The 22635-nt window shown below is 53.3% G+C and carries 29 protein-coding genes; 2 read left to right on the top strand and 27 right to left on the bottom strand.

What is annotated here, in order from left to right; all coding sequences use genetic code 11:
• Positions 1-27: 27 nt before the first annotated feature.
• The 18 genes from BFV64_RS10155 to BFV64_RS10070 all read right to left on the bottom strand — a co-directional run bounded on the left by BFV64_RS10155 (position 28) and on the right by BFV64_RS10070 (position 12824).
• Positions 28-627: a tail assembly protein gene (locus BFV64_RS10155; RefSeq protein ID WP_022651619.1), complete on the bottom strand. Its 600-nt coding sequence runs from the start codon at positions 625-627 to the stop codon at positions 28-30.
• Positions 615-1346, bottom strand: coding sequence for a C40 family peptidase (locus BFV64_RS10150; RefSeq protein WP_069602020.1), 732 nt, complete (start codon positions 1344-1346; stop codon positions 615-617). The genes BFV64_RS10155 and BFV64_RS10150 overlap by 13 nt, the downstream gene beginning before the upstream one ends.
• 12 nt (positions 1347-1358) lie before the next feature.
• Complete coding sequence (locus BFV64_RS10145) at positions 1359-2129, bottom strand: phage minor tail protein L (protein ID WP_069602019.1); 771 nt, start codon at positions 2127-2129, stop codon at positions 1359-1361.
• Positions 2129-2479 carry a phage tail protein gene (locus BFV64_RS10140; protein WP_023622600.1) on the bottom strand — a complete coding sequence of 117 codons (351 nt, stop codon included), beginning with the start codon at positions 2477-2479 and terminating at the stop codon, positions 2129-2131. Before BFV64_RS10140 ends, BFV64_RS10145 begins: the two co-directional genes overlap by 1 nt.
• A gap of 71 nt (positions 2480-2550) precedes the next feature.
• Complete coding sequence (locus BFV64_RS10135; protein WP_158008543.1) at positions 2551-2847, bottom strand: DNA translocase FtsK; 297 nt, start codon at positions 2845-2847, stop codon at positions 2551-2553.
• 7 nt (positions 2848-2854) lie between these two features.
• Positions 2855-3265 (bottom strand): hypothetical protein, encoded by a 411-nt coding sequence (locus BFV64_RS10130; protein WP_201159196.1) that lies wholly within the window; start codon positions 3263-3265, stop codon positions 2855-2857.
• Between the two features lie 73 nt (positions 3266-3338).
• Positions 3339-6569, bottom strand: a complete 3231-nt coding sequence (locus BFV64_RS10125; RefSeq protein WP_069602016.1) for a phage tail tape measure protein — start codon at positions 6567-6569, stop codon at positions 3339-3341.
• Positions 6569-6856 (bottom strand): DUF1799 domain-containing protein, encoded by a 288-nt coding sequence (locus BFV64_RS10120; RefSeq protein ID WP_022651625.1) that lies wholly within the window; start codon positions 6854-6856, stop codon positions 6569-6571. Before BFV64_RS10120 ends, BFV64_RS10125 begins: the two co-directional genes overlap by 1 nt.
• Positions 6857-6873: 17 nt before the next feature.
• Positions 6874-7212 carry a phage tail assembly chaperone gene (locus BFV64_RS10115; protein ID WP_069602015.1) on the bottom strand — a complete coding sequence of 113 codons (339 nt, stop codon included), beginning with the start codon at positions 7210-7212 and terminating at the stop codon, positions 6874-6876.
• A gap of 65 nt (positions 7213-7277) precedes the next feature.
• A complete protein-coding gene (locus tag BFV64_RS10110; protein WP_069602014.1) occupies positions 7278-8111 on the bottom strand; it encodes a phage tail tip fiber protein in 834 nt (277 codons plus the stop codon).
• A 119-nt stretch (positions 8112-8230) separates the two neighbouring features.
• A complete protein-coding gene (locus tag BFV64_RS10105; RefSeq protein ID WP_048986151.1) occupies positions 8231-8566 on the bottom strand; it encodes a hypothetical protein in 336 nt (111 codons plus the stop codon).
• Positions 8567-8608: 42 nt separating this feature from the next.
• On the bottom strand, positions 8609-9541 hold the full coding sequence (locus BFV64_RS10100; RefSeq protein WP_069602013.1) for a phage tail tube protein: 933 nt from the start codon (positions 9539-9541) through the stop codon (positions 8609-8611).
• Positions 9542-9587: 46 nt separating this feature from the next.
• On the bottom strand, positions 9588-10016 hold the full coding sequence (locus BFV64_RS10095; RefSeq protein ID WP_235611144.1) for a phage tail terminator-like protein: 429 nt from the start codon (positions 10014-10016) through the stop codon (positions 9588-9590).
• A gap of 7 nt (positions 10017-10023) precedes the next feature.
• Positions 10024-10623 carry a hypothetical protein gene (locus BFV64_RS10090; RefSeq protein ID WP_069602011.1) on the bottom strand — a complete coding sequence of 200 codons (600 nt, stop codon included), beginning with the start codon at positions 10621-10623 and terminating at the stop codon, positions 10024-10026.
• A 2-nt stretch (positions 10624-10625) separates the two neighbouring features.
• Positions 10626-10979 carry a hypothetical protein gene (locus BFV64_RS10085; RefSeq protein WP_069602010.1) on the bottom strand — a complete coding sequence of 118 codons (354 nt, stop codon included), beginning with the start codon at positions 10977-10979 and terminating at the stop codon, positions 10626-10628.
• Between the two features lies 1 nt (position 10980).
• The gene (locus BFV64_RS10080; RefSeq protein ID WP_069602009.1) at positions 10981-11463 is read right to left on the bottom strand and encodes a DnaT-like ssDNA-binding protein; all 483 of its coding nucleotides are present in this window, start codon (positions 11461-11463) and stop codon (positions 10981-10983) included.
• A gap of 2 nt (positions 11464-11465) precedes the next feature.
• Entirely contained in the window at positions 11466-11651 is a 186-nt protein-coding gene (locus BFV64_RS10075) for a hypothetical protein (RefSeq protein WP_069602008.1), read from the bottom strand.
• Positions 11652-11690: 39 nt separating this feature from the next.
• Positions 11691-12824, bottom strand: a complete 1134-nt coding sequence (locus BFV64_RS10070) for a major capsid protein (RefSeq protein ID WP_069602007.1) — start codon at positions 12822-12824, stop codon at positions 11691-11693.
• A gap of 112 nt (positions 12825-12936) precedes the next feature.
• On the opposite strand from BFV64_RS10070, the gene BFV64_RS10065 reads away from it, so the two are divergent.
• Positions 12937-13677 (top strand): helix-turn-helix domain-containing protein, encoded by a 741-nt coding sequence (locus BFV64_RS10065; RefSeq protein ID WP_137984533.1) that lies wholly within the window; start codon positions 12937-12939, stop codon positions 13675-13677.
• Here the strand turns inward: BFV64_RS10065 and BFV64_RS10060 are convergent.
• From BFV64_RS10060 to BFV64_RS10015, 9 genes are all read right to left on the bottom strand, one after another.
• Positions 13674-14426, bottom strand: a complete 753-nt coding sequence (locus tag BFV64_RS10060) for a DUF6651 domain-containing protein (protein ID WP_069602005.1) — start codon at positions 14424-14426, stop codon at positions 13674-13676. The two genes, BFV64_RS10065 and BFV64_RS10060, sit on opposite strands and share 4 nt — an antisense overlap.
• Positions 14427-14551: 125 nt before the next feature.
• Positions 14552-15655 carry a phage minor head protein gene (locus tag BFV64_RS10055; protein WP_069602004.1) on the bottom strand — a complete coding sequence of 368 codons (1104 nt, stop codon included), beginning with the start codon at positions 15653-15655 and terminating at the stop codon, positions 14552-14554.
• Between the two features lies 1 nt (position 15656).
• Complete coding sequence (locus BFV64_RS10050; RefSeq protein ID WP_069602003.1) at positions 15657-17060, bottom strand: DUF4055 domain-containing protein; 1404 nt, start codon at positions 17058-17060, stop codon at positions 15657-15659.
• Positions 17061-17064: 4 nt separating this feature from the next.
• Positions 17065-18636, bottom strand: a complete 1572-nt coding sequence (locus BFV64_RS10045) for a terminase (RefSeq protein WP_069602002.1) — start codon at positions 18634-18636, stop codon at positions 17065-17067.
• On the bottom strand, positions 18633-19283 hold the full coding sequence (locus BFV64_RS10040) for a helix-turn-helix domain-containing protein (protein WP_069602001.1): 651 nt from the start codon (positions 19281-19283) through the stop codon (positions 18633-18635). The genes BFV64_RS10045 and BFV64_RS10040 overlap by 4 nt, the downstream gene beginning before the upstream one ends.
• Positions 19284-19967: 684 nt before the next feature.
• Entirely contained in the window at positions 19968-20654 is a 687-nt protein-coding gene (locus BFV64_RS10030; protein ID WP_006811069.1) for a Rha family transcriptional regulator, read from the bottom strand.
• Positions 20655-20843: 189 nt separating this feature from the next.
• Positions 20844-21317 (bottom strand): lysis protein, encoded by a 474-nt coding sequence (locus BFV64_RS24980; RefSeq protein ID WP_069601999.1) that lies wholly within the window; start codon positions 21315-21317, stop codon positions 20844-20846.
• Positions 21314-21757, bottom strand: a complete 444-nt coding sequence (locus BFV64_RS10020) for a lysozyme (RefSeq protein ID WP_137984532.1) — start codon at positions 21755-21757, stop codon at positions 21314-21316. The genes BFV64_RS24980 and BFV64_RS10020 overlap by 4 nt, the downstream gene beginning before the upstream one ends.
• Positions 21741-22082: a phage holin, lambda family gene (locus BFV64_RS10015; protein ID WP_069601997.1), complete on the bottom strand. Its 342-nt coding sequence runs from the start codon at positions 22080-22082 to the stop codon at positions 21741-21743. Before BFV64_RS10015 ends, BFV64_RS10020 begins: the two co-directional genes overlap by 17 nt.
• A gap of 212 nt (positions 22083-22294) precedes the next feature.
• On the opposite strand from BFV64_RS10015, the gene BFV64_RS10010 reads away from it, so the two are divergent.
• Entirely contained in the window at positions 22295-22579 is a 285-nt protein-coding gene (locus BFV64_RS10010; RefSeq protein WP_069601996.1) for a hypothetical protein, read from the top strand.
• The last annotated feature ends 56 nt before the right edge of the window (positions 22580-22635 follow it).

The raw sequence follows: 22635 nt of genomic DNA, 5'->3' as shown, positions 1-22635 counted from the left end.
GGGTGCTTGATATTCAGAAAGGAGTTATCAGATGTCTTCGGCGACTATGCCAGCGCTGATGATGGCGCCGCCAATCTCACGGACGCCATAGAGAAGCGCGACCGGGTTTCCCATCGCAAGGGTATTCACCGAGCCACCAAAGGCATAAGAGGGTTTATTGTCAGGGTCGTCTCGCCCCTGTAACCCTTTGGGCTGGGGCGAAAGCATCTGGTAAATACCGCCGGCCATCATTGACGCGCCCGACATGATAAGTCCGGCCCCAAAGGTTAGGCCAACGCCCGTCCAGCCGGTTGCCACTCCAGTAATAACACCAGCAACAACCATCACGGCGCCGAGGATTGTCTGGAACATGCCGGCCTTCTTCGCCCCTTCCATAACTGGCGCTATGCGAATATCGCTATCGCCTGCCAGCTCCTGGAAGTCCTGCACGCCTATGTTGCGCTTACCGCGAAACACCGCGAAGGTCATGCCATTTTTTTTTGCATTCATCAGATAGTCTTCCAGCCCGTCGAAGTTGATACACAGGGCTTTGACCGCTTCGGCAGATGTCTGCACTGCCAGTTTATGCACGCGCCCGAACCGGGCGCCCAGTGCGCCATACAATCGAATCGTGGTTAAACGCGCCATGGCTTTATCTCCTGTGGTAGCTCTTTGTGACGGACGCAGATCATAGTCCTGTCTTTGAAATAACCGCGCGCATACGGCGTGATGCAGGATGGCTGCCCGTACAGATGGTGTAGCAGCTCACCTTCCTCGGTAATGATCCCCGCGTGGTTCCACTTACTGGATTCAACCTGCATGATGACCATACAGCCTGGCGACGGGTCGCATTCGACAAACCCTTCCCGCTCCCAGTTTTCGAAATAGAGATTGTCCGGGTACTGGCTTTCCCACCATGGGTAATCGACGCGAAAATCGTTCAGCGTGACGCCCTGAATGGCGTGCCAGTCCATAATCAGCCCCCAGCAGTCATTCGAGCCCAGGATAAACGGACGCCCAATAAGCGGCACCGCCTCCGGCATTATATCGGCGTATTCATCGCTGTCCGGCGCGTAAATGCCCCAGACCACGCCGGAGTTATTGCACTGTTGTCGGTCCAGATCGGACGGAATAGGCCGGGCACCGTCGCCAGGGTGGGAGTGGATGACGCGAATAATCGTCCCGATATCTTCGGCGTTAGCCCAGTGCTCGCCGTCGATGCGAAAATGTTCTGTCGGATTTTCGTGCGTATTCGGCACGGGAATGTAGCGCTGGCGACGGCCAGACTGAATAACGAAGCCACAGCACTCACGCGGGGATTCATCCAGTGCATGCGCCCGGATAGCTGCCATTATGGTTTTATTCATGGGTTAGTCCAGTTATCGGGTGAAGAGAACGGTTGCCGGGAAGCCACCAAAATCAAGGATTGCCGCGTCAGGTTCAGCCAGGCCGGCGCCAAATCGTTTACGGCAGTCACTGAAGCAACCACCACATACATCAAGGGCAGGATCTGAAACCTGATTCCCCTTCGCGTCGAAATATGCCGTACCGTTATAGGTGCATCCATCGCCGCTCCGGTACTGCCCGCGTAGCGCCCATTCGCAGAGCGAGGTGATTTGTCTGGTTGGAATAACAAGCCCCTGCAGGTCTGCGGGGCTACTGAGTGACCATGAAACCACTTCGTCGTCTTCGGAGGTTTTCGTGTCAAGCCAGAAGGTCTGAAGCGTGAACATCGACGGGTCGGCGGTCGAGTTCACCCTACCATGGTAATTCACGGCATCGAGGTAAACCGAATAGGTGTCGATAATGCTCACTTTGGCATTAACCATGTCTTTAAATTGCAGGCATAGCGCCGTGATATGACCGTCGAGGTTGGAAACGCTGAGTGTCGGCTCTGCGGCCTGGTCTGTTGAAAGCTCCAGGCCTGCTACCTGAAACGGCCAAAAATCGTAGGTATTGCCACCGAATACGATTGGCTTTGGTCCGAGCTTTTCTTCATCACCATTGGCAGCGTCGATCTCTTCCGGTGTATGGGGGAAAGGTGCGTAGTGGAAACGGTGAATACCGCCACTGAACTCTGAGGCGTCAACTTCAACCAGGCGAACTCTGCCACCCGGTGCCAGCATCGCCGCCTGATCGACTAATGCCATTATGCATACACTCCGTAAGCCCGTTTGATGGTGAACGTCAGCTCAGCAAACTTGCTGCTGATCTGATTTTTCCGTACGGAATCGGCGACTACCCGATAAAGCCCCTTCGCTTCGCCGGGCGGCGTGATGATAAAAGCTTTAACGGTATGAGCCAGGAGGAAATCACGAATACTGTTCACCTCCGTTTCGGTGCCGGTATGCTTCATTGGCACCTGAATAGCAGTAGAGTTAATGCCATTATCAGCAACCTGCTCATAGCCATCACCGAACTGCGCAGCGCGCACCGTTTGACTATATTCAATCGCCCCAGCACCGAGCTGCGAGCGCCAGCTGTATGTTTCAACCGCCATATTTACTCCAAAAAAAAGCCTCGCTAATGCGAGGCTGTAATACTGCGTGGTTGCCTAGTCGTGGCCTTGGTTCATTTCTTACCAGGAAACAAAATTACGTTTGTCATATCAGGCTCTTCATCAACAGCATCTTTATATTGCCTGAATAACGAAAGCCCAATTTCAAGTTCTGCGCAGAGCACTGTGCGATTACCATCAAATCCTTGAGATGATACAAGGCCGATATTTTCCATTAGTTCAACAAGTTGTCCTGCCCGGTTGTACCCTATTCGAAAATTTCGCTGAATGCCCGATATGGAAACCTTCTGATTGATAACAACCCACTCGATTGCGGGTTCGATCAAAGGATCATCAAAGTAATTATCCATAAACAAATTACTCCGAAGGGGTTGGGCCGCAGCGGCTGGCATAAGAGTTTCCGTCGAGATCTATCCACGATTCATCTCTTCCATCGGGATAAATAGCTTTTTCTCCAACTTCATAACTCACGCCTTTCGAAAACATCCCTTTCGAGGTCATCTTTAGATGAACATAAAAAGGATGATATCCAACATACGCACCAAACCCATTTTTTCCAGCGACTCTGCCACATACGAAACCACTGACAACATCCCCGGACTCCTGGTTCTTGTCCATGTTGAACCTAACCATTTTGAACTTGGCGCTATCCGGGTCCATCAACCCATTTGCAATTTCTTGCTGCCCAAGTTGTGGTGCTTTTTCCTCTGAAGGTTTACACGCAGCAAGTGCGATGCAGGCTAAGCTTAAGCAAATAATTTTTTTCACAATCATCCCCTGACTATCATATTTTTTCTAATAATAACCAGGGGATATGAGAATGTAACGCGATGAGCTGATATTACTTTTTCACAAACGTCCCGCCGATAGCCCCATCATCCCTGATGGCTCGGATGATGCCTTCCTGTACGTATTGCTTCATCCTCTCCGCTAACGCCCGGGCTGCCGCATCTCCCCCCCCGCTAGTATTTGTTGTCGCGTTACCTTTGTTATCGACATAGATATCCACGTTGATTTGATGCCCAGAACCACCAGCACCATCCGCCCTCACACCGAGACGCCCCGCAGAATCCCGAGTTAGCGGCATGATAGCTTCTTCACCAGCCTCTGCGAAAACACCGCCTTTCGCAAACTTCGATGCGCCCTGGAAGGTGAAATACTGAGGCGTATCGTAAACACCGTTAACATATTTACTGAGACCTGGGGAGTCATAGACGCCACCTTTAGCGTTGAAGGTTACCCCAGCAGCGGCGTTTGCATATGCACCACCAGGCGTACTGCCACCACCACTGCCACCGCTTATCCAGCCCATGGCGGCCTGTACTGCATAGGCAACCAGTAACCGGTTGGTCACCTCGGCGATCATCTTTAACATGGATTTGGTGAATTCTTTGAGGCTGGCAGTTCCAGTTGTGACCAAACTGGTCAGCATGTCGGAAAGGCCACTGAAGGTGGATCCAGCAACGTTACGCATTGCTTCGAATGTGTTAGTTGCAGAATCCGCATAATCAGCCCATCCGCGCTTTGCTCCAGCCTGCCAGTTACTGCGAAGTTCGTCTTCCTTCCGGTATGTCTCTTCCTGCTGAGCCAAAACTTTTTTTTGCGCGTCAGGATTGAAGGCATAGGTCTCAGACAAACGCTGACGTGTTGCCGCCCGCTCAGCCTCCCTGGTTGAAGTCCCCGCAGCTGCCGCATCAATTTCTGCTTGCTTAGCAGCCTGCTGCTGAGCAAATTTGGTCGCCTGATCGGCAAGAGAATTCAGTTTCTGTTGCCTTGCAATCTGATCGCCCAATGCTGCATTAATATCAGCCTGCGCGAGAAGTTTATCCTTATTGGCGAGCAGTGACTTCTCATCAATGGTAAGCGCACGGCCTTTTGGATCATTTGCCGTTGCCTCGAGAATACTGATTTTGGATATCAGTTCCCATTGCTGCTTACGTTGCTGACTGATTACATCGTTAATATCACGATGTTCTTGAAGCGTTTTTAGCTGCGCTTGCAGAGCTAAAGTCTCAGCATTGTAAGTGTCGGTTGAGCGATCACCTGCAGACACCTTAACGGCTGGGGTTTTGGGCGTTTTATTTGGGTGAAACTGCTTGTTTATCGCGTCAACTGCCTGTTGGCGTTGTTGATCACTCCATTTATCAGGAGCGAGTGCGACATTTTTCCATAATTCAGAAAGGGCTTTACTGCGTTTCTCTTGCCATGTTGCTGATTGCTCAAGGATGCGATTTTGATAAATTAGGGAATAGGTGCGCTTCTCATCCTCTTCTTTTCCTTTGGTGATTGCGGCAGAAATATCGTTTTGTAAAATCACTGCCTTCTGAAGAGGAGAGATCTGAGATTTAAGCGCATTTATTGCAGCTATTTGAGCATTGCGCCGACGATCATAATCATCATCCACCGAACTGGTGGCATAACCATAACCACCGGGTGCTCGCTCAGGTAGTAATGCTTTCTCACGGACAGCTAAATCAGCTTGCATACGTTGAAGCATATCATCTGGAGCTTCTGGCCTGCCGATATTTAGCAGCTCTCCCCACATGCCTTTCAGCGCATCGCCTGTTGCTTTTGCGGCTCGCTCAATAAGCCCCAAATTATCCAGTACCTGCTGACTTCTAGTTTGTTCCGCCTGGCTATATGCTTTTGCGGCTGCTTCTGCCGCCCCTTCCCTATCCCCTCGACGCTCTAGAGAGGAGATATATTCGTATTGAGCGGAGGTCAAATAATGCATTGAAGAATTTAGTTCTTCGGAGGCCTTAGTAGGCGCTAAATAAAGCTTTTGAAAATTCTTGATGGTTTCATCAATTGATTTTCCAGTGGCCTCCTCCATAGCCAGAGCAGTTGATGTGACCATTTCCAATTGTGAAGCCCGAAACTTGCCGGTGCTTACTACCTTTGATAGGGCGTCAACTGCTTCACTTTGAGTTGATCCTGATTCGGCAATAGCTTTTGCCATTTGGCTTAATTGACCGGCAGTTACTCCCGCATAATTGCCTGTCAAGATCAGAGACTTATTGAGGCTTTCTACCTCTTTTGAAGCTTGATACCATGCGTAAGAAAGAATCCCCGCAGCGGCAGCGATACCTAAAATCCCTAGGTTTATGGGTGTAAGTATCCCTCTCACCTTCCTAAGGTTTTCAGCTGCTTCGGACGTATCATTAAACCCTTCAGCAAGATCCCCTAGGCTCTCTGTTGCTTCGTCAGCCCCTCTCTCAACATCCTCGTTGAATCCAAACAGCGCATCTTTCAGCGCCTGGAACATTGCTCCGAAGCCACCAAAGGAGTCCTTTATCTGCCCGCCCTGCTGGAGCAGGATCAGGAACGGAGACTGTCCACCAGCCAGCTGGGTTGCGATATCAGTGATCTGGGCCGGGAGCGTGCGCAGCGCAGCGCTGTATTGCCCTACTGAGATGCCTGCGCGCCGGGCAGCATCTTCCTGCCGGGATAGCGCTTCTGGTAGTACGTCTGCGACACCAGAGAGGCGCTCACGCGTCTGGTTAAGGATTGTGTTGAAGTGCTCGAACTGAGCACCGTTAATGCGCCCAGCTTCGAAATGGGCCACCAGCTGTGCGTGTTGTTCATCCAATGAATTGAACGCGCGGATAGTCGGGTCGATGGATCCAAGAAGGTTCTTTAACGCTGCGGACTGCTTTTCTGCCGCCTGGGTAGCGGCTAATTCAGCCTGAGCGCGCGCCGCGGCTTCTCCGGTGTCGGTCAGCTTGAGACGGGTGTCGTCCAGGATTTTGTTGTAAGCCTGGAAGGTATCGGTATCCAGGAAACCTTTGGCCTGGAATTTCCGCAGCGATTCTTGCTGCTCATCCAGGCGGTTTAAGGCCTTGGTAACCGGATCGATATTCTCCAGCAACCCTTTGAGCGCGTTCTGCTGCTCCTTGATACCTTCACTACCCTGTTTCGCAGATTCAGCACCAGCGCGGAACACACTATTCAGGTCATCGGCTTTATCTACGGCACCAGCAGCCGCCTCACCGAGCCTATCCAGTTCATTGCTGGCTGTTTTCAGGTCGGATACATCGGCCCGCAAAGTAATCGAGGCGATCTGGTCAGTCATTATTTCGTCTCCTTGTGCATTACCTTGAGAGCCTCACTTTCCATAATCTGAAGATCAGCCATGCAGGTCGCCGCATCCTCAACCCCGTGTAACTCGAACATCCAGGGGAGAACGTTGTAATCCAGTCCAGTGGCCCCGCTCGCTCCGACGCGCCACTGGGTTGCCAGGGCAGAGAAGATGGTGAAAGACTTCCACACAGAGGGCAGGATCCCCACCTCTTCCTCCACGTCCTCAGGCGTCAAACCAAAAGCGCTCAGCTCCGCGAGCGTCGGTCCCGGCGTATACAACGCTGCGGCGACCTGCCTCAGTTTTTTTCGCGAATCCCCATCAGCTCTTTGGTGTACGCCATGCCGATGCTGTCAAAAGCACGCGGATAGTTTTGCAGGAGAACAATAACGTTTTCGCGGTTGAACTCATCTGGAAGCGCCCACCCCTCGACAATTTCCATGAGGTAGTCGGCCTGCGGCTCGATAGCAGCCTTTTTACCTTCAGCCGACTTTTGCAGCTTTTCGTCCATAGAGCGCAGCTCTTCCAGCGTTTTATGGCGGAAAGTGAACGTCAGCTTGCCGTCTTCGGCGCCAGCGCGCGGAATGCTCGCGGTCACAGAAAAAGTTGGGTTGGGGATCAGAGAAAATTTGGTCATTTCGGTTCCTTAGAAAAGAAAAACCCGCCGTAGCGGATTGAATATTCGAATGCGTGATGGGGGTGTTATCGTTTGTACAGCAGACCGCCCGGCTTCAGCGCGTTGCGGATTGCATCATTTACTGCATCGTGCATCGCTTGTTGCAGGCTGGTGAGTGAGGCTGTTTGTGCATCGATATTTACTTGAATTGCCGTGAACAATTCGCTTTCACGTACAGCATCAATGATGGCCTGTGTCATTTCATCGCCAAGCTTAATCTTCATCTTCTTGGCTGATACCACAGCGTTTCCAATGATGGATGAAGCGGCTTCATGCACATTAAAGCGATCAGCCTTAAACTCTACCTTGCTCTGGCCGTCTTCTACTCCAACGGCCATACCGGCAGCATGCTCTTTGCCATCATTGTTGATGTTCAATTTCACGTTATAACCCGTAGACAATCCGCCATCACCGATCAGCGCCTCGTGGATGTAGGCTTGCCCTGATTTATCGACAAACCAGCCCCATTTAAAGTCTTCAATTGGGTAGTAGCTATTGATGCCGTCTCGTGGCTCATCTATAGGGCTCTCGATGAAACCACCTGTGAAATGTACTGGTAGACTGTCCCATGACGCTGGCACTCCGTCATCATCCACTCGCAGTGCCACTAATTTATATCCGTCTGGCACCATGATTTTTTGAGAGCGTTTGAATGGTGAATCTGTGTAGCCGGTAAAGGTGATAGCTCCAACGTTGAACCCATCAAAGATAGTTCCGGGGTGCCTGTCAGGTTTGACGGCATAAAGATGCACACGGCATTTATCTCCATGCTTAATCTGGTTTCCGGAGCCGTCAGTAGTGATGGTTCCTAAGGACGGGAGCGTTACTGTTACTTCACAAATTTGATATGTCTGAGACATGATATTTCCTTTTAGACGTGAGCCTGTCGCACGGCAATGCCGCCGAAAGTTAACGGTTTGCCCAGGCTCACAGCTGAAAGACTTTCTTCGATGTGCGCGTGCGATGCGCAGGTGTGTTATTACCAGGAAGCTTCGTATGCGATGTTCGTCAGCTCATCTGACAGTTCGCTGATGGAGTAAGCGATAGCCATCTTCTGTTCCCTGCTGAACGACGGCCAAAGTTGACGCAAAGATTCAGTGAGTTGATGTTGCCAGTGTCCATCACCGCTTAGATCTTCCCATCCATCAGGCAGGAGACAGAGCCCACGACCGTAAAGCTCCTCTTCCGGGGTAAGGGGTGGACGAGCGGCTGCCGTATTTACTGGGCCATCACCCCAATTGCCGATAACTATTTTCCCGCCACCAGCCATATTGACAGTCATCCCAACCTCACTGATCTCAATTGTTCCGCTCATGGGTTACTCCAAAAAAAAGCCCGGCGTACCGGGCCTGATTGGTTAGCTGACCGTGACAGTACACGCAGCCGAGGTGATGGTTTTGCCCGCGGCGTCGGTGACTTCACAGGTGTAAACGCCAGCATCTCCGGATGCCACTGATGGAATGTTGAACGTCGAGGCGGTTTTGCCCGGAATAGCGGTGCTGCCTTTCTTCCATACGTAGGTGTAAGGTGCTGAGCCGCCCTTCATTACCACCGCCAGATCCAGCGCTGCACCTGTGGCAACCGACTTGGTGGCCGGCAGGTCAGTCAGGAACGCCAGAGGCGTCACGGATGAATCGGCGATCGGGTAAATCTGCATGTCCGATTCGAAGTTCATGCGCGCCTCGTTACTTTCCACGGCGTTGATTTCCGTGCGCGGCACGCGCTGGAACGATACTTTGGCTGAGTAGAAACGATCGGCTTTGCCGCGTGGGTTATGGAACCAGACCGCCGTTGTGTCGCTGGAGTCATCCAGGTCAATGAGGCGTTTGTAGATCGCCAGTTGAGGGTCGTGTGCAAAGGTGTAAACCTGAACCACCGCGTTTTTAAATGTTGGGATGGTTCGCGCTTTGTCATCTTCCAGGAACTGCACGCTGATGGTCTGCTGGTCACCACCTTCAGTTGATAGTGTCATCACCTGAGGCATGGTGATCCATGAGTCGATTTTGCGCAGCGTGCCCGCGCCAGTGCCTGCCGGGAATTTGGTGCTGTCGGTAGTATCGAATGCTTCCAGCACGATTTTATTACTGGTCACCGATTTTACGCGCAGCACCATGTTATCGAGCTTTAACCAGCCGGAACTCACCTGAACTACGTCACCGGCCAGAATGCCGGAGGCCGATGCAACGGTCAGTTCGCATTCCGTCGCGTTAGAGGCAGCGGTAAAGGTGATTGGGGCTTGATAGGCCTTGGCCACGTTCACACGCGAGCCGTTAGGGATTGCGAATGCCATAGCACTCTCCTGAATTTAGGTAATAAAAAACCCGCCATCTGGCGGGTCAGTAGTCAGCGCGGTACTGCATGCTGACGGGAATGGTGTAGGTTATGGAGCCACTGGACCCGTTGGGCGCCGAGGCTGGCCGGTCCTGGATGGGTTGTCTCACCTGCGGCGGCCCGTTGATGTAAACCGTCAGATCACCGTCCACCAGCGGCAGTCCTTCAGGGAATGCATCTGCCACCGACTGGGCCAGCCCTCTTGCCTGGCTCACGCCTGAGCCTGCGGGAGTAATGATGTTTACCTGCAATATCCCCTGATAGGTACGCATCACACCTTCTATGTCCTGACCTACAGTTTGTGCAGGTAAAACATAAACACGGGCGTATGGCGCATCCGGTGGATCGAATACGATATTCGGCCAGGCGATCGGCAAGCCGAGAGAAGCCGAGATTATGGCTACCCGGCTCTCCAGCAGGTCAGCTATTCGCATTGACTGATCACCGGCCATTGCGCACCTCGCTCATTGCCTCACGGAACAGCTGCGCCGCGTCGATAGCTGTAATGCCCACCATCCCGCCCGGCGCCTGGGTGGAATGACCGTTTTCCAGCGCTGCCGCATATGGCAGGTTATTGGTGAAGTAAATCGAGCTGACCTGGCCCACTCTGAATACCTCAAGCACCGCTATGCCACGGGAATTTGAGCCCTGGCCGGAAGCATCTGGTGTATCGTTTGACTGAGTCGGCTGGCTGTCGAAACCCACATACCAGTTGTTTTTGAATCGCCCGCCGACATAACCCTCAGGCTTTTTGATTTCCATCGAGTCGTTTACACGCAAACCGCGCTTTAGTCGTCCCGATTTGGTCAGGTTGGCAGGATCATCGCGAAGGGCAGCATTATGTTCACGCACTGCAGTATTATAAGCAGAGGCCGTTTGGTTCACTTGCCAGGTCTCCGGCTGCCCGACTGGTGACATCTCCACCAACCTACCCAGGATTTTGATACCAGTCCGGCGCACCGCCTCGTCAATCTCCTGCTTTGAGCCATCAACGAACAGCTGAATAGCAGCCAGGAACTGCTGGTTTACGGAACTGGTCATAATCAGGTCCTTAGCTGGATGTTATAGGAGATCAACACGTCTGCCGGCTTAACCGGATTCGGCTGTACCACGCGCCACTTTTGGCCGTCGATATCAATGATGTCACCGATGCGCACCTCAGTTTCAAACGTGGCCGCCAGCTTCTTATCGCCTGTAGCAATCAGAGAGCCGTCGATTTCACGAGTGGAGTATTCAGTGATAACGCCGGTAACGGTCGCGATAACAGGCTCGGTGGTAATCTCTTTCCCGTACTGATCGCGGGTGGTGGTTCCGCCGCGAGTCAGTTGGTAGGCTTTGCCGTTCTCCGTCAGCAGCCGCGTTGCCGTGGCGCGCATGCGGCGATAGTCGATTGCCATGCTACCCCCTTTCGATCCGGACCTGGTTGCCGCCCACCACAAGCCCGCGCAGCGAGGAATAGAACCAGGGGAATGAAGGAGTGGCCTTATTCGTTCCCGGCTCATACTGGACTGTTACCGCACCCTCGACGCGCTCCATCGTCACCGCCCCACCGCCAGCGACCGACGGGGTGAGGTCAATCTCCTGCGACTCGATAGCCAGGCGGCATTGAGCATCAACCAGCCGTTGTGGAATAGCATCATCCGGCAGGTCCACGCCATCGAAGCGCACGCCGGAGCGAGGCCAGGATAGAGGCTGAGATGCGCTGGAGCGCTGACCACGCCAGGTCCTTCCTTCCAGAAAGTCCATCGCCTGCATCAGCATCTGGCTACACTCGCCATCTTCGGCAGGTATGGTGTATCCGCGCGCGGCGGCAAAGACCCGCAGGTCGGACGCGCTGGCGTAGCTGTTAAAGTATGGAGAGTGGGGATCAGCAACCAGCATGGTTATTCCTCCAGACGCCAGTCCAGCGCCTGCCAGTTATCCACTTCGTCATGGTGAACCTCAGCGCTCAGCGGGCCGCCGGGGAACTCTGGGGTGTCACGCACCATGACCACCAGCTCAATACCCTGCTGATCTGCAAGCTTTTCCGCGTCACGCTGCGCGCGCTGCTCTTTGGTTAATCCGGCCATTGGGCCTCCTGAAAAACAAAGGGGCCGAAGCCCCCTGGGTTAACCCATGATGATGGCGGAATGACGTGGCGCCACAGCAGCCACACCCCATGCTAGACCCACTTCATAACGCACCTGACGGTACTGGCGGTACAGCGCCACCTGGAAGGTGATGCCAGATACCGGGTCGGTCACATTCATGACGTCATCAGCAGTATCGCCACCTTCAGGCATCGCCGGGGTACGGCTGGCCAGCAGGAATGCCCCGCGGTCAAACGCCATGTTCGGTACGAATTCGCTCAACACGGTGACATCAGCCTGATCTGCCAGATCCTGACGGAGGCCCGGCGCGCTAATAGTGATAGTGGAAGACGTAGCCGCAACGACCAGATACTGGTTGTCATCACCGGCGAACTTCACCGCAGTACCAGCAGCAATACCGCCGGTGCCGGCAGAGATAGCGATGATGATATCGCCCTCTTTCTTCGCGCCATTGGCCTTATAGCCAGCAGCAGCGCTTTTCGCGGTACGCTTGATGCTGAAGGATTCGTGGAGGTTGAAGCCCATGATGCGACCGATAACACCTTCACGCAGCAGCTGGTCGGTTCCCGCTTCGTTCGCTTTGAAGAGTACGGCCTGTTTACCACGGATGGATGCCATCGCTTCGCCACCCAGCACCATACGCAAATCAGTAGTCGGCGCACCGTTATCGGTCAGGATTTGACGCGCCAACGCAGCATCAGTCAGATCGTCTTTGATGCTGAACGGGGTATTCTTCGGCGCGCCAACAGCGCGGGAGGAGTTGAGGTACAGCGCAGCGAGGTCTGCATCCACTTCGTTCGCCAGAGCGCGGAAAGCCTGCTTGAACTGGTCAGCCAGGATGGTGTTGTAGGTACCAGCCGGGCCCAGAGCCAATTGCTCTTCACCATTCCATTTCACCGGGGCCATTTTGGATTTGGTGATTTTGACATCCACACCACCGATGGTCTGGTCGCCAGAATTAGGCGCTGAAGGACCAGGGACAATATCTTCAGTGGTTGCTGCAGGTGCGACTGGCGCACGTACGGTCTGGTCTTTTGCTGCAGCATCCGCTTTCGCGTCGCGCGCCACCGCAGGAATAAAACCAGTTTGCTCGCGGGACACTACGTCCAGCGCGGTATAGATGGTCGGGATCAGACCAGTTAAAGTATTCATAAGATATTTTCCATGAAAATTAATGAGATATGTATTGCTCTTTCCAGAGCTTGCGCTGCACCCCATCCGAGGATAAGCTAGGGATTAAACTAGTTATTAATGGTATTCAAAAATGAAAAAATGCTTGATTGATGGTTGCGATCGGGACGCAAGCTCCAAATCTCACGGTCGTAATGGATATTGTTCTGCGCATTACCAGCGTATGCGCATTCATGGCAACGCCCTTGCTTACAAAAAAATTTCAAAACCTTTTGAGTTCAAAAAATGCCTCGTAAGTGATTGTGAGCGGAGCGCCAATCGCGTCAATGGTGGCAAGTGCGGCTACTGCTCAATGCACTACCAGAGATTTAAACGATTTGGTGATCCTCTCGAGATCAGGTCAGTGCCATCACCCGCTAAGGATTTCATCGAGAAGTACAAGCTCTATGCTGAGGATGACTGTCTAATATGGCCGTTTCATCGCAATAAAAAGGATGGATATGGCCGCATTCATGAGGCGGGCACTGAAAAACTGCTAACCGCATCAAGGGCAATGTGTATTGCCGCTCATGGAGAACCGCCAACGGATCGACATGAATCAGCACACACATGCGGAAAAGGTCATGATGGCTGCGTTAATCCAAAACATCTTTATTGGGCAACGCCAGAGGAAAACCAGGGTGACCGAGTTATTCACGGGACATCAAACCGTGGAGAGGCGCAATGGAACCACAAGCTTATGGTTGATCAGGTGCGAGAGATAAGACTCATGCTCAACAGCCACACACAGCGCCAACTGGCTGATGCCTATGGCGTATCAGCAAGAACCATCCACAACATCAAAACCCGAAAAACATGGGCTTGGCTCGATTAATCGACGATGCTGACGCCATCTTTCAGCGCTGCTTGCTTGCCAGCGTTATCCAGGGAATCAAACGCACCGCGTTTCATGGTTTTTTGCCCGGCCTGGTGCTGCGACTGGTGAGAACCGCCGCCGCTATTACCGGACGCTTTGAGAATGTAATCTTTCTGCGGATGCGACTCGACCAGAGACTCCAGGGCCTCATCAAAGCTGGCTAACTCGCCGGGCTTGGTGCGAGAGAACACCTTATTGCCCTGGCCGTCGTAGGCCACAACCTTCCCTTCTTCGATTTTGAAGTTCTGACCGAAGTAGGAACGCACGAACTCAGTCGGGATCGCCATCTTCTCGGAAATGAACTTAGAGCCACCGAAGCGGCCGCCGATCATCTCGTCGTAGAGTTGAGTTTCCAGCTGCTTGGTCTTGCCGTTCGCCTCGTCCAGCTGCTGTTGGAAAACTTTGGTGATCTCCGCCTTTACCTGGTCAACGGCACCAGCATCGATCAGTTTTTTCTGGTCGATTTTGGTCATCATCTCCAGGGCTTCGAGCGCCTTGGCCGGGTCGGTGATGCCAGAGAATTTCGCGAGATTGGCTTCCGCCGCTTCCTTCGCTTCGCGGTGCGTTTTCGCCTCACCATTCAGGGAGGTGATTTTGGTCATCGCTGCGGCTGCGTCGAACGGGATTTCTTTGCCATCATCATGGATGTACACAGGCATACCGTTTTCAACGACCACATTTCCGTTAGCATCAAGTTTCAGTTTCATTGTTTTTGCTCCAGCCTTCCGGCCATTGGTAATAGGTCATCCGACCCGGTCACCGCGTCGCATCCGCTCAGCGGCAGGCATAAAAAAGGCCACCCGAAGGCAGCCTGATATTGATTGGTTTTTTGTTACTGGAACGCCGACGCATCCACGCGGCGCAGCTCGTCCAGTGTAAGAAACTCCCCGGCATCATTGAACATCTCCGGCACGGTGATTTTGCCGTCACGCAGCATCCGCGCGCGAGTAACGCCCAGCACCTGCTCCTGCCGTGCGTACGGTTGCCTGACGAGCCATTCGGCATAGCTGGTATGCGATGGCACCTGTCCATCCATCGAAGCGCGTGTGGCGCTGCTCAGTTCGCCTGATGCTATCTGTAACTCTTCCCACGATTTGGTGATCAGGATTTCGCAGGAGCGGCAGCAAAAGTGGATTTTGCCGGGTCCGCGCAGATACGGAATTGCATGGCCCAGCGGCTTGCCATCGAGCGAGTAGAGTTTTCGGTCGCGGATGATGCACCACTGGCTGGTGTGAGTGTCCAGCGTTGAAGACCACTGTTTGGCCTTTACGATATCGCTGTTGCTCTGTGCGAACTCCTGGCGCGCTGTAGCGGCCACATGGTTCACCGCCGTGCGGGTTACTACCGCAAGGTCACGACGTGAAACATTTATAACCCCGTCCTGGCGGTGGAGTTGCGGCGTGCCGGCGACCCGCTTCACAATCTGCTCGACGGTTTCACCCTGAAGAAATCCGGTGCGCACGGCACTGGTAATTTTTTCCAGCCGATCCGATTCGAGTTTCTTGCCCCACTCTTTCAGCAATCTCCCCTGAAAAGGTTGCGCCATCGCAGAGGCGTAGACCTGCTCTGGAGCAATGCTTTGCAGCGGGACGTGCTTAAGCACCTGGCCGGGAATGAGGCTGCTGAACAGGTCAAACTGATACCCGGTCTCATAATCAGCGTAACGAGTCAGTTCCCGCGCCAGCGCATCATTGACCGGTTCGTAGGCCTGTTGGTTCAGGTCGCGTACGCCAGCCAGAAGCGAAGCCAGGCGGCGGGCGCTGTAGGTGTCGGCACGCTTGCCGTCCAGCAGCACCAGCAGTTTTGCAGCAAGGTCAGCATCCAGCCTGTTCAGCAACGACACCATGCGCCGGGCGACGCCAGTACCGTAGCGGTTCACATAAAGCCCGTGCGCTATGGTTTCGTCCTGAAGCCTGTCATTGACGGAGCGGGCCATATCACACCTCGTCCGGCGGCAGTTCTGTCAGCGAGGCCGATTCAGCCAGCAACTCGTTCAATACCTTGTCGGGGTCTGCATCGGCATCAATCAGACTGAGCTTTTGCAGCGCCTTAATGGCATCGATACGGCGGAGGTCGCCACCCTGGCGAAGTGACTGAATAGCCAGCGCCGCAGGCGGGTTAAACTCTTTCGACTCGACATCCAGCTCAGTGCGAACATCAACGTTGCCACCATCTTTCTCGCCGATGTACTCAGCCATGATTTGCAGGATGTTGTCGATCGCATCTTCAAGGCTGGTAGCCATGGTGTAGAGCGGTGACTGCTCCTGCATTTTCTCTTCAGAGGTCTGGTCTACCGATTTGGTAGAGGTGTTCTCTGTACGCAGCAACTTCGCGCCCGCCTGGCGCATCTGCTCCACAAGTTCTGCCAGCGACTCTTTACCAGCACCGATGGAGGAGCCTGTATGCTCGACGTATTCCAGACCCTGCTTTTGCCGATCAGTGAACGACGTAGCTGAAGACGAGCCAATTATCAGCTCTTGCCCCTCTTCCAAACCGAACACCGTGAGCAACGGCACCCTGGCGACGTGCAGAATGTTGTCCTGCTCGCTCTGGCTCTGCCAATGCTTGATGTTCAGCAGGGCCATGTTGAGCAATGGAGGTGAACCACACATAAACCCGGTGCGCTTGGTGTAGAGCGTGACCAGAGTGATATCCTGGCGGGATGTCTGCCACTCCTCGAATAGCGCCCAGTTCGCGGCACCGTCAGCATCTTTGGCCTTGCGGTAAATTTCCACCTTTCCAGGTGTCAGGTGCCGTATTTGCTCGACCTTGGTCTGCCCGAAGTCGTCGCCGTCTTCGACCACAACCTCTTTGATACGCAGCGCAGTCAACACCACTTTGCCGTCCACCATTTTCGACTTCCAGCCAATTACCTGGCGTGGATTGAGCATGGTGACATAGGGGCGCGCGCCGGTAGCTTTCTCTTCCGCTTTGGTTTTCACCTTTTCGGTGTCCACCCTGGGATAATCCACCAGCGCGTGGGAGAGTCCATACTGCATCGCCAGACCGAAGAATGCCTGCGCCCATACGTCCAGGCGCGTCCCCTCAAGGTCGAAGTTTTTCGCATACTCTCGCAGCTGATCAGGCACATTCTCGGCAAGCTTAATGGGCTCGGCGAATACACGCCCGATGTTTTGCTTAATGGTCTCTTCGTAGGCTGGCAGAAGCGTGGCCACGGCGAGGCGTTTTTTGTAATCCTCTTTGTCTTCCTTGGGCCAGCGAGGGAGATAGGACTCGCCCAGCTGGCGCATATACAGCGTGCCGCCCATCAGGGCATCGTTGATATCCCACGCCTCGACCATGTTCCCATAGTCCAGATTTGGGGTTGAAATATCAGGCATGGGATTAGATCCGTAGGTTGGTGACTTTGCCGACTTTCTTCGGCGGTGAATGCAGGACGGCATATCGAGTGCCATCCCAGTCGTGATCTTCCTGCTGAGTGTCTACGTCATCAGGGTTCTTACTGTCGCGAACGAGCACCGGAACACGGCTTATCCAGCCGCGGCAATAGTCGAAGACGTAGAATGCTGGTTTCTCAGGTACACCAGATTCCAGCTTCTTACCCTCAAGGACGGCCTCCAGCATGTCAGCAAAGAGGGCCGCTCCGTTTACGCGCGATCCCGGTTTCTTGTTGGATGGAACCCACTTAACGCCCTGCGATTCCATCTTCTGGGCAATAGAGAGCTCGTCATCGCCAGTGTTGTAGATGGCACCGTCAGCTGGGCCCGGCACAACCTTTTTGCAGATACCGGGCATGATGTTCAGTTGCCCCTGAGTTATCCCATTGAGTTTTATCTCTTCAGGTTCAGGCAGCTCTTCGCCCATCAGCCGCTTATCAATCCAGGCCACACCATTGGCGACGTTTGTCGAGCTCATATTGAGCCCTTTGTTCAGCTCGTCAGGTGGACAGCCATACCACTCGCCAATCAGGATCAGCGACCCGGCTGGCGGGCAGAACTGGCGACCATCAGGCAGTTCTGCGGCGGTGCCGTCGGCACGCGCCCACCAGAGGTTAGAAAACGGCTTCGACTCACCCCAGTCATGTGAGCGGTCTACGGTCCAGCTATCTGGTATGCGGAACGGCTTGATAACGTGCAGCGCTTCATTCCAAAGATGGTCAAAGCGCCCGCCGCTGGTAACGTCCCAGGAACCATCAACCCACGCTTTGCGACGGTTCGGGTCTTTGATGGCCATCAATGTCGCGATGTATTGTGGATCGAGATACGGGTTCTCTTTGAACGAGCCGTGAATCGCAACGCGGGTAAGCGTGATTTCCTCTTCTCGTTCAGTCTGGGGGTTGAATACCATTTGCCGGTCGCGCTGAACGGTTCCGCGTGGCGCTGGCTCAATGAAGCGTTTCTTCACCCAGGTGTGCCCGATACCAAACGGGTTGGTTGTGCTGAACGTCTCCAGCGGGATCGGCCTCAGTAACTTGCCATTCTCCAGCGGGTAGTTTTCCGGCCTGAACGATGAACGTCGGCAGGAGAACATCATTTCGTAGAATTCCGGGGACTGCTGTTTAGTCAGTTCGTTAAAGCCAATGAACGGGAATTCCTGCCCGTGGAAATCCCAGTAGTCGTCCGCCTCTTTGCCAAATCGGAAGAGCAGTTCCTCGCCAGTAGGCCATACCCATCGCAATTCGCTCGCAGATGACAGATAGCGCGCACCGTCGTTGAACAGGCGAAACATACGCTTCGACTGAGTGATGATGTCGGCAAGGTTCTTATATTCGGTGTCGAAGATGACGCCGCGCCAGAACGAGCCATATCCCACGCCGACATTGCGCCGGAACCTGGCTAACTGCGCAGCGGTTTTACCAGGACCACGAGTACCCTCGAACAGGATTTCGTTACACGGGCAGCTCAGCGCCAGGGACTGAGATCCAGGCAGTGGCTTCCATACAGCTTTGTAATTCATCCACCGAGCACCCCGCCCTGTTGTTTCTGCGCCGCCGCTTCCCAGTCATCCACGCTGTCACTGGTTGGCACCAGCATGACGTTATGCGTTACCTCTTTCGTTTCCGCCTTATTCTCGATGCTGTACGCCTCACGCTCGAGGCCGATCAGCGTCTTCAGGCTGTCACTCAGGTCTTTCATGGATTTAACACGGGAAGGCAGGCTGATTATTTTGTGGTACAGATCGTTGAGCTTATCCTGGCCCTTGTCATCCTCACGGCGCATCAGGTCACCGAGCATCTCAAGCGCGGCCACGTCGCCACACTCTCCGGCCAACTCATCGAATAGCGTGTTGGTCAGTTCGCGAGCCCGGCGGATATCTCCTCGGTGTTCCATTCGAACAGTGGCGATCACCTCTGCCGTCGCCTCGATTAGTTGCCGCTCTGAAATAGTGCTTTCGGTGGCAACCTGCCTGGCAACCTCACGTTTGGCAACCAGCGCATCTGCCTTTGCCTGGACTTTGGCTTTTAGATCTCGCTCCCATCCATCCTTTTTGGCTCTCTTGCTGATGGCCTGGTGAGAGATGCCATATTTTCCGGCTAACTCCCTTACCGATAGCACTCCAGCCCGGTAAGCCGATTCGATAGCCTCCCAGTCCGGTTTTGCCATAAATTATCCTTTGTAATTCTCAGATTTTGCATGAAACTTAAGCTAAACAATTTGTTGAGGTTTGCAGATGAATAGAAGCGAATGGGATTGGTGTCTAAATAATGATGACTCTCTTTATTATTTCCCAATCAACCACACCGTAAAGGGAAACTACAGAATTCATTTTGAACTGAGTGGCTCTCACAACCTCAGAGTTTCTGACGCTGCTCTAGCAGGGAAGCCCGTTCTTCTGTTCGAATACGTTGATGAGGATGATGACCGTCCAGCCATTATTGGATTCATTGAAGCAGATTCCACTATCGAGTCCATGATTGATCATCTCAACAGCATTGACAGCATTTACCACGAGCCGATATACAAATGCGTGTATGAATGGGCGCTACAACTTTTCTATCGATAGTCATACGCCATTACGATGGGTCTGCCCATGGTGATGACTTTGTAAGTAAATTCTTAATATCCCACGCTTACGCTTGTTGTTACCTGTTGAGGTGCCAGGCTATTCGTGACTCTGATGCGGAGAATGCCAACTCCGGGGAAACATCAATAAAAAGAGCATTGAAACTGAGACTCCTATAGCCCTCCTTGTGGGGGCTCTTTTTTGCCATTATCAAGCCCACCAGCGGATGAGCTTTGTAATGGAAAGCCGTTGTGAAAGTGGCTCTCAAAACCACAAATCTGTGGTTATGCGGCCAGGCGGTGCTGCTCTTCGATAAGTGGCTGACGATGGTTACGCTCGAACATGCCGCGCAGTACCTCTTTCCTTTGCTCGAAGTCCCACCCCATGCTGATGAATACCGTGTTGGCGCGCTGTAGCTCGGTGATGCAGTGAATTTGTTCCGGCGTCAGGTAATCGCGGATCGGCTCTTTCTTCCCGATTTCATGATGCACGCGGAACTTGGCCGCCGTCATGCCCAGCGCCAGTCGGTTAATCAGGTCAGCTTCGTTGCTGAAGTGATGCGGGGCGATCTGCTTACCCTGCGCCTCACGCTCATGCTTGATGGCATCGGTCATGGGTTTGTATTCCAGGCGCGCGGAGTTGCGGTCCATCTTCTTTTTCGCCAGCGCGCTGCGCATAGTGAAGAATTCATATACCAAGCGCTTTTTGAATTCACGCACAACTTCATTGTTTCGCATGTAGGTGATCAACAGCGTGGTTTGCTGTTCGTTTAGCAGTGCTATTTCCTGCTTCTGCATGCCTCCATCGGTTTGAAAGGGTCGCATTTCAAATTCCACCCTTCCGAACTCTTCGAGGTCGCTTTTGTACTTCCTGATGAGTTGAATCACTGGCTTGTGATCCTTCATGACACCACTGGCGATCACTGCCGAGTTGGTGACCAGGTCGAGCTTCTTGATTTCAACTAATTGCATGGCGATGTTCCTTTAGAAAGATGAGCCTGTTCGCACAGAAAAGCCGCCCCGAGATGGTCGCCACCATATACGGCAGTTCTCAGGCTCAGCTTTCTGAAAGACTCGGGATTGTTATGCGCTGCGATGCGCGGTTTACTGCGGGCATAAAAAAGCCCGACCGAAGTCAGGCTCTGTTATTTGGGTAACGAATCATTTAAGACACTGCTCTTTGATGTAGTCCTGCATGCCGCGAATCATCTTGTCAGCGGTTGCGATTCCGTCCCGGTGATCGAAATAATTCCGTCGAGCGTCTGGAGTAAGTTCGGGGGCTCCTGCATCATCCAGGCCGGTGGCGGAGGTGGCTTTTGGCACTCCAGGGCAGGTTGCGGCGATGCGCAGCCGTTTAGCACCAGAATCGACATCCCGACGCAAATCGTTAATGGTTTTTTTCGCATCGGACAATTCCTTCGTGTATTTGGCATCCAGAGCAGCAACATCACGCTGGCGGGTCTGCATGTCTTTGATGGTGGCGTTCGCCAGGCTGAGCTTCTCGGTGGCTTTATCGCGCTGGTCTTTGTAGGTGATGGCGTTGTCGCGGTAGTGGTTAACGAAGAACGCCAGCACGCCGATTAACGCCACCACCAGCAGCTGCAACCAGTAACGTTTAACCAGCGCGCCAATCATGACAGGAACAGAGCCCGCTCTGCCTCACGCCGACGGGTCAGCCCATTAAGGACTTTGCCACCGGCTTTATTCCAGCGCGGGAATTCGTCGGCAGCGCCAGCGTAATCACCAGAGTTGAGTTTACGCAGCAGAGTCGATGTCGATAGTGACCGGGCGCCGAGGTTATACGTGAACGACACCAGGGCATCGAATTGCCCCTGAGTAAGCCCAGCTTTAACCAGGCGAGACACGTCGCTTTCGTAACTGACTAGTCCTGTCTTCAGCAGGCGTTCTGCCGTCTCCTGCTTAATGGTCATTCCGGCACGGATTGGTTTCCCGTCAACAGGCTGAGTCCAGCCAAAGCCGATCGTCCACACGCCAACGCTGTCCTGGTAAGCAGTAAGCTTGCAACCTTCGAACTCTTTGATCAGGGCAATCCCTTTGTCACTGGTTTGCATCACCGCCTCCGAATCGAGAACTAAACACTTTGCCAGCTACAGCTTTAACCTGTTCAACACCAACAAAACCCAGAGCGCCGCCGATAGCAATTGACAGAGACTGAGGAAGGTTAAAGTAATCAAGAGCTGATACAGCTGTAAGAGTTAGCGCTCCGCAAATAGAGCCCTCCAGAATCATTTTCTTCCAGCCGCCACCGCCGTAGGCAATTCTCATGGCAGCCATGACTACCGATAGCAATACGGCACCCATCGGCGTTTCACCGCGCCACCAGCTGTGGAGCAGTTCGATAAACTCCGTCCAGGAGTGGGGATCGTTATGCATTTTCATCGTCTCTCACCTCGCTATGTGCGGGTGCTGTGTGCTCTAAAGGGATCAGGCTCTCGGGCTGATTTAACGACAGCACGAAGTGAAGGTTTCCCGGAGCCTGAAATAGAAAAGGCCCGCCGAAGCGAGCCTTGTAAAGACTTTGGTTTATCTGGCTGGTTTCGATGTTTAAAAGCGCCTAAAATTCAGCACCTTCATTATGAAAAGAAATCCACATGAAAAATCTAATAGTTGCGACCTCTCTGCTCTTAATCTCAGCAAGTGGCCTGGCGTCTGACGAAAAAGGGAAGTATGAACAAGGCGACTGCATCACAGCCACCGATACTGGCTACAGTTGGTTTGGCGAATTTGCAAAAGTAGAAGCCTACTCAAGAATCAAGGGATTTGCTGGCCCACAGTACATCCTTTACTTCCCAACTTATAAGGCAGATGCCGTAGTTTTTGACCCTGAGATCGAGGGGCACACGATAAAGGTGGCAAACAGCCTTTGCCGCCCCTAAAACGACAAAGCCCCGGCTTTTGCCGAGGCTCTTAAATTTTGTCTTCAACGGTGAAC

Source organism: Enterobacter kobei, from assembly GCF_001729765.1.
GTDB lineage: Bacteria > Pseudomonadota > Gammaproteobacteria > Enterobacterales > Enterobacteriaceae > Enterobacter > Enterobacter kobei.
Note: the sequence above shows the minus strand (reverse complement) of the source record. Positions and strands in the feature narration are given on the sequence as shown.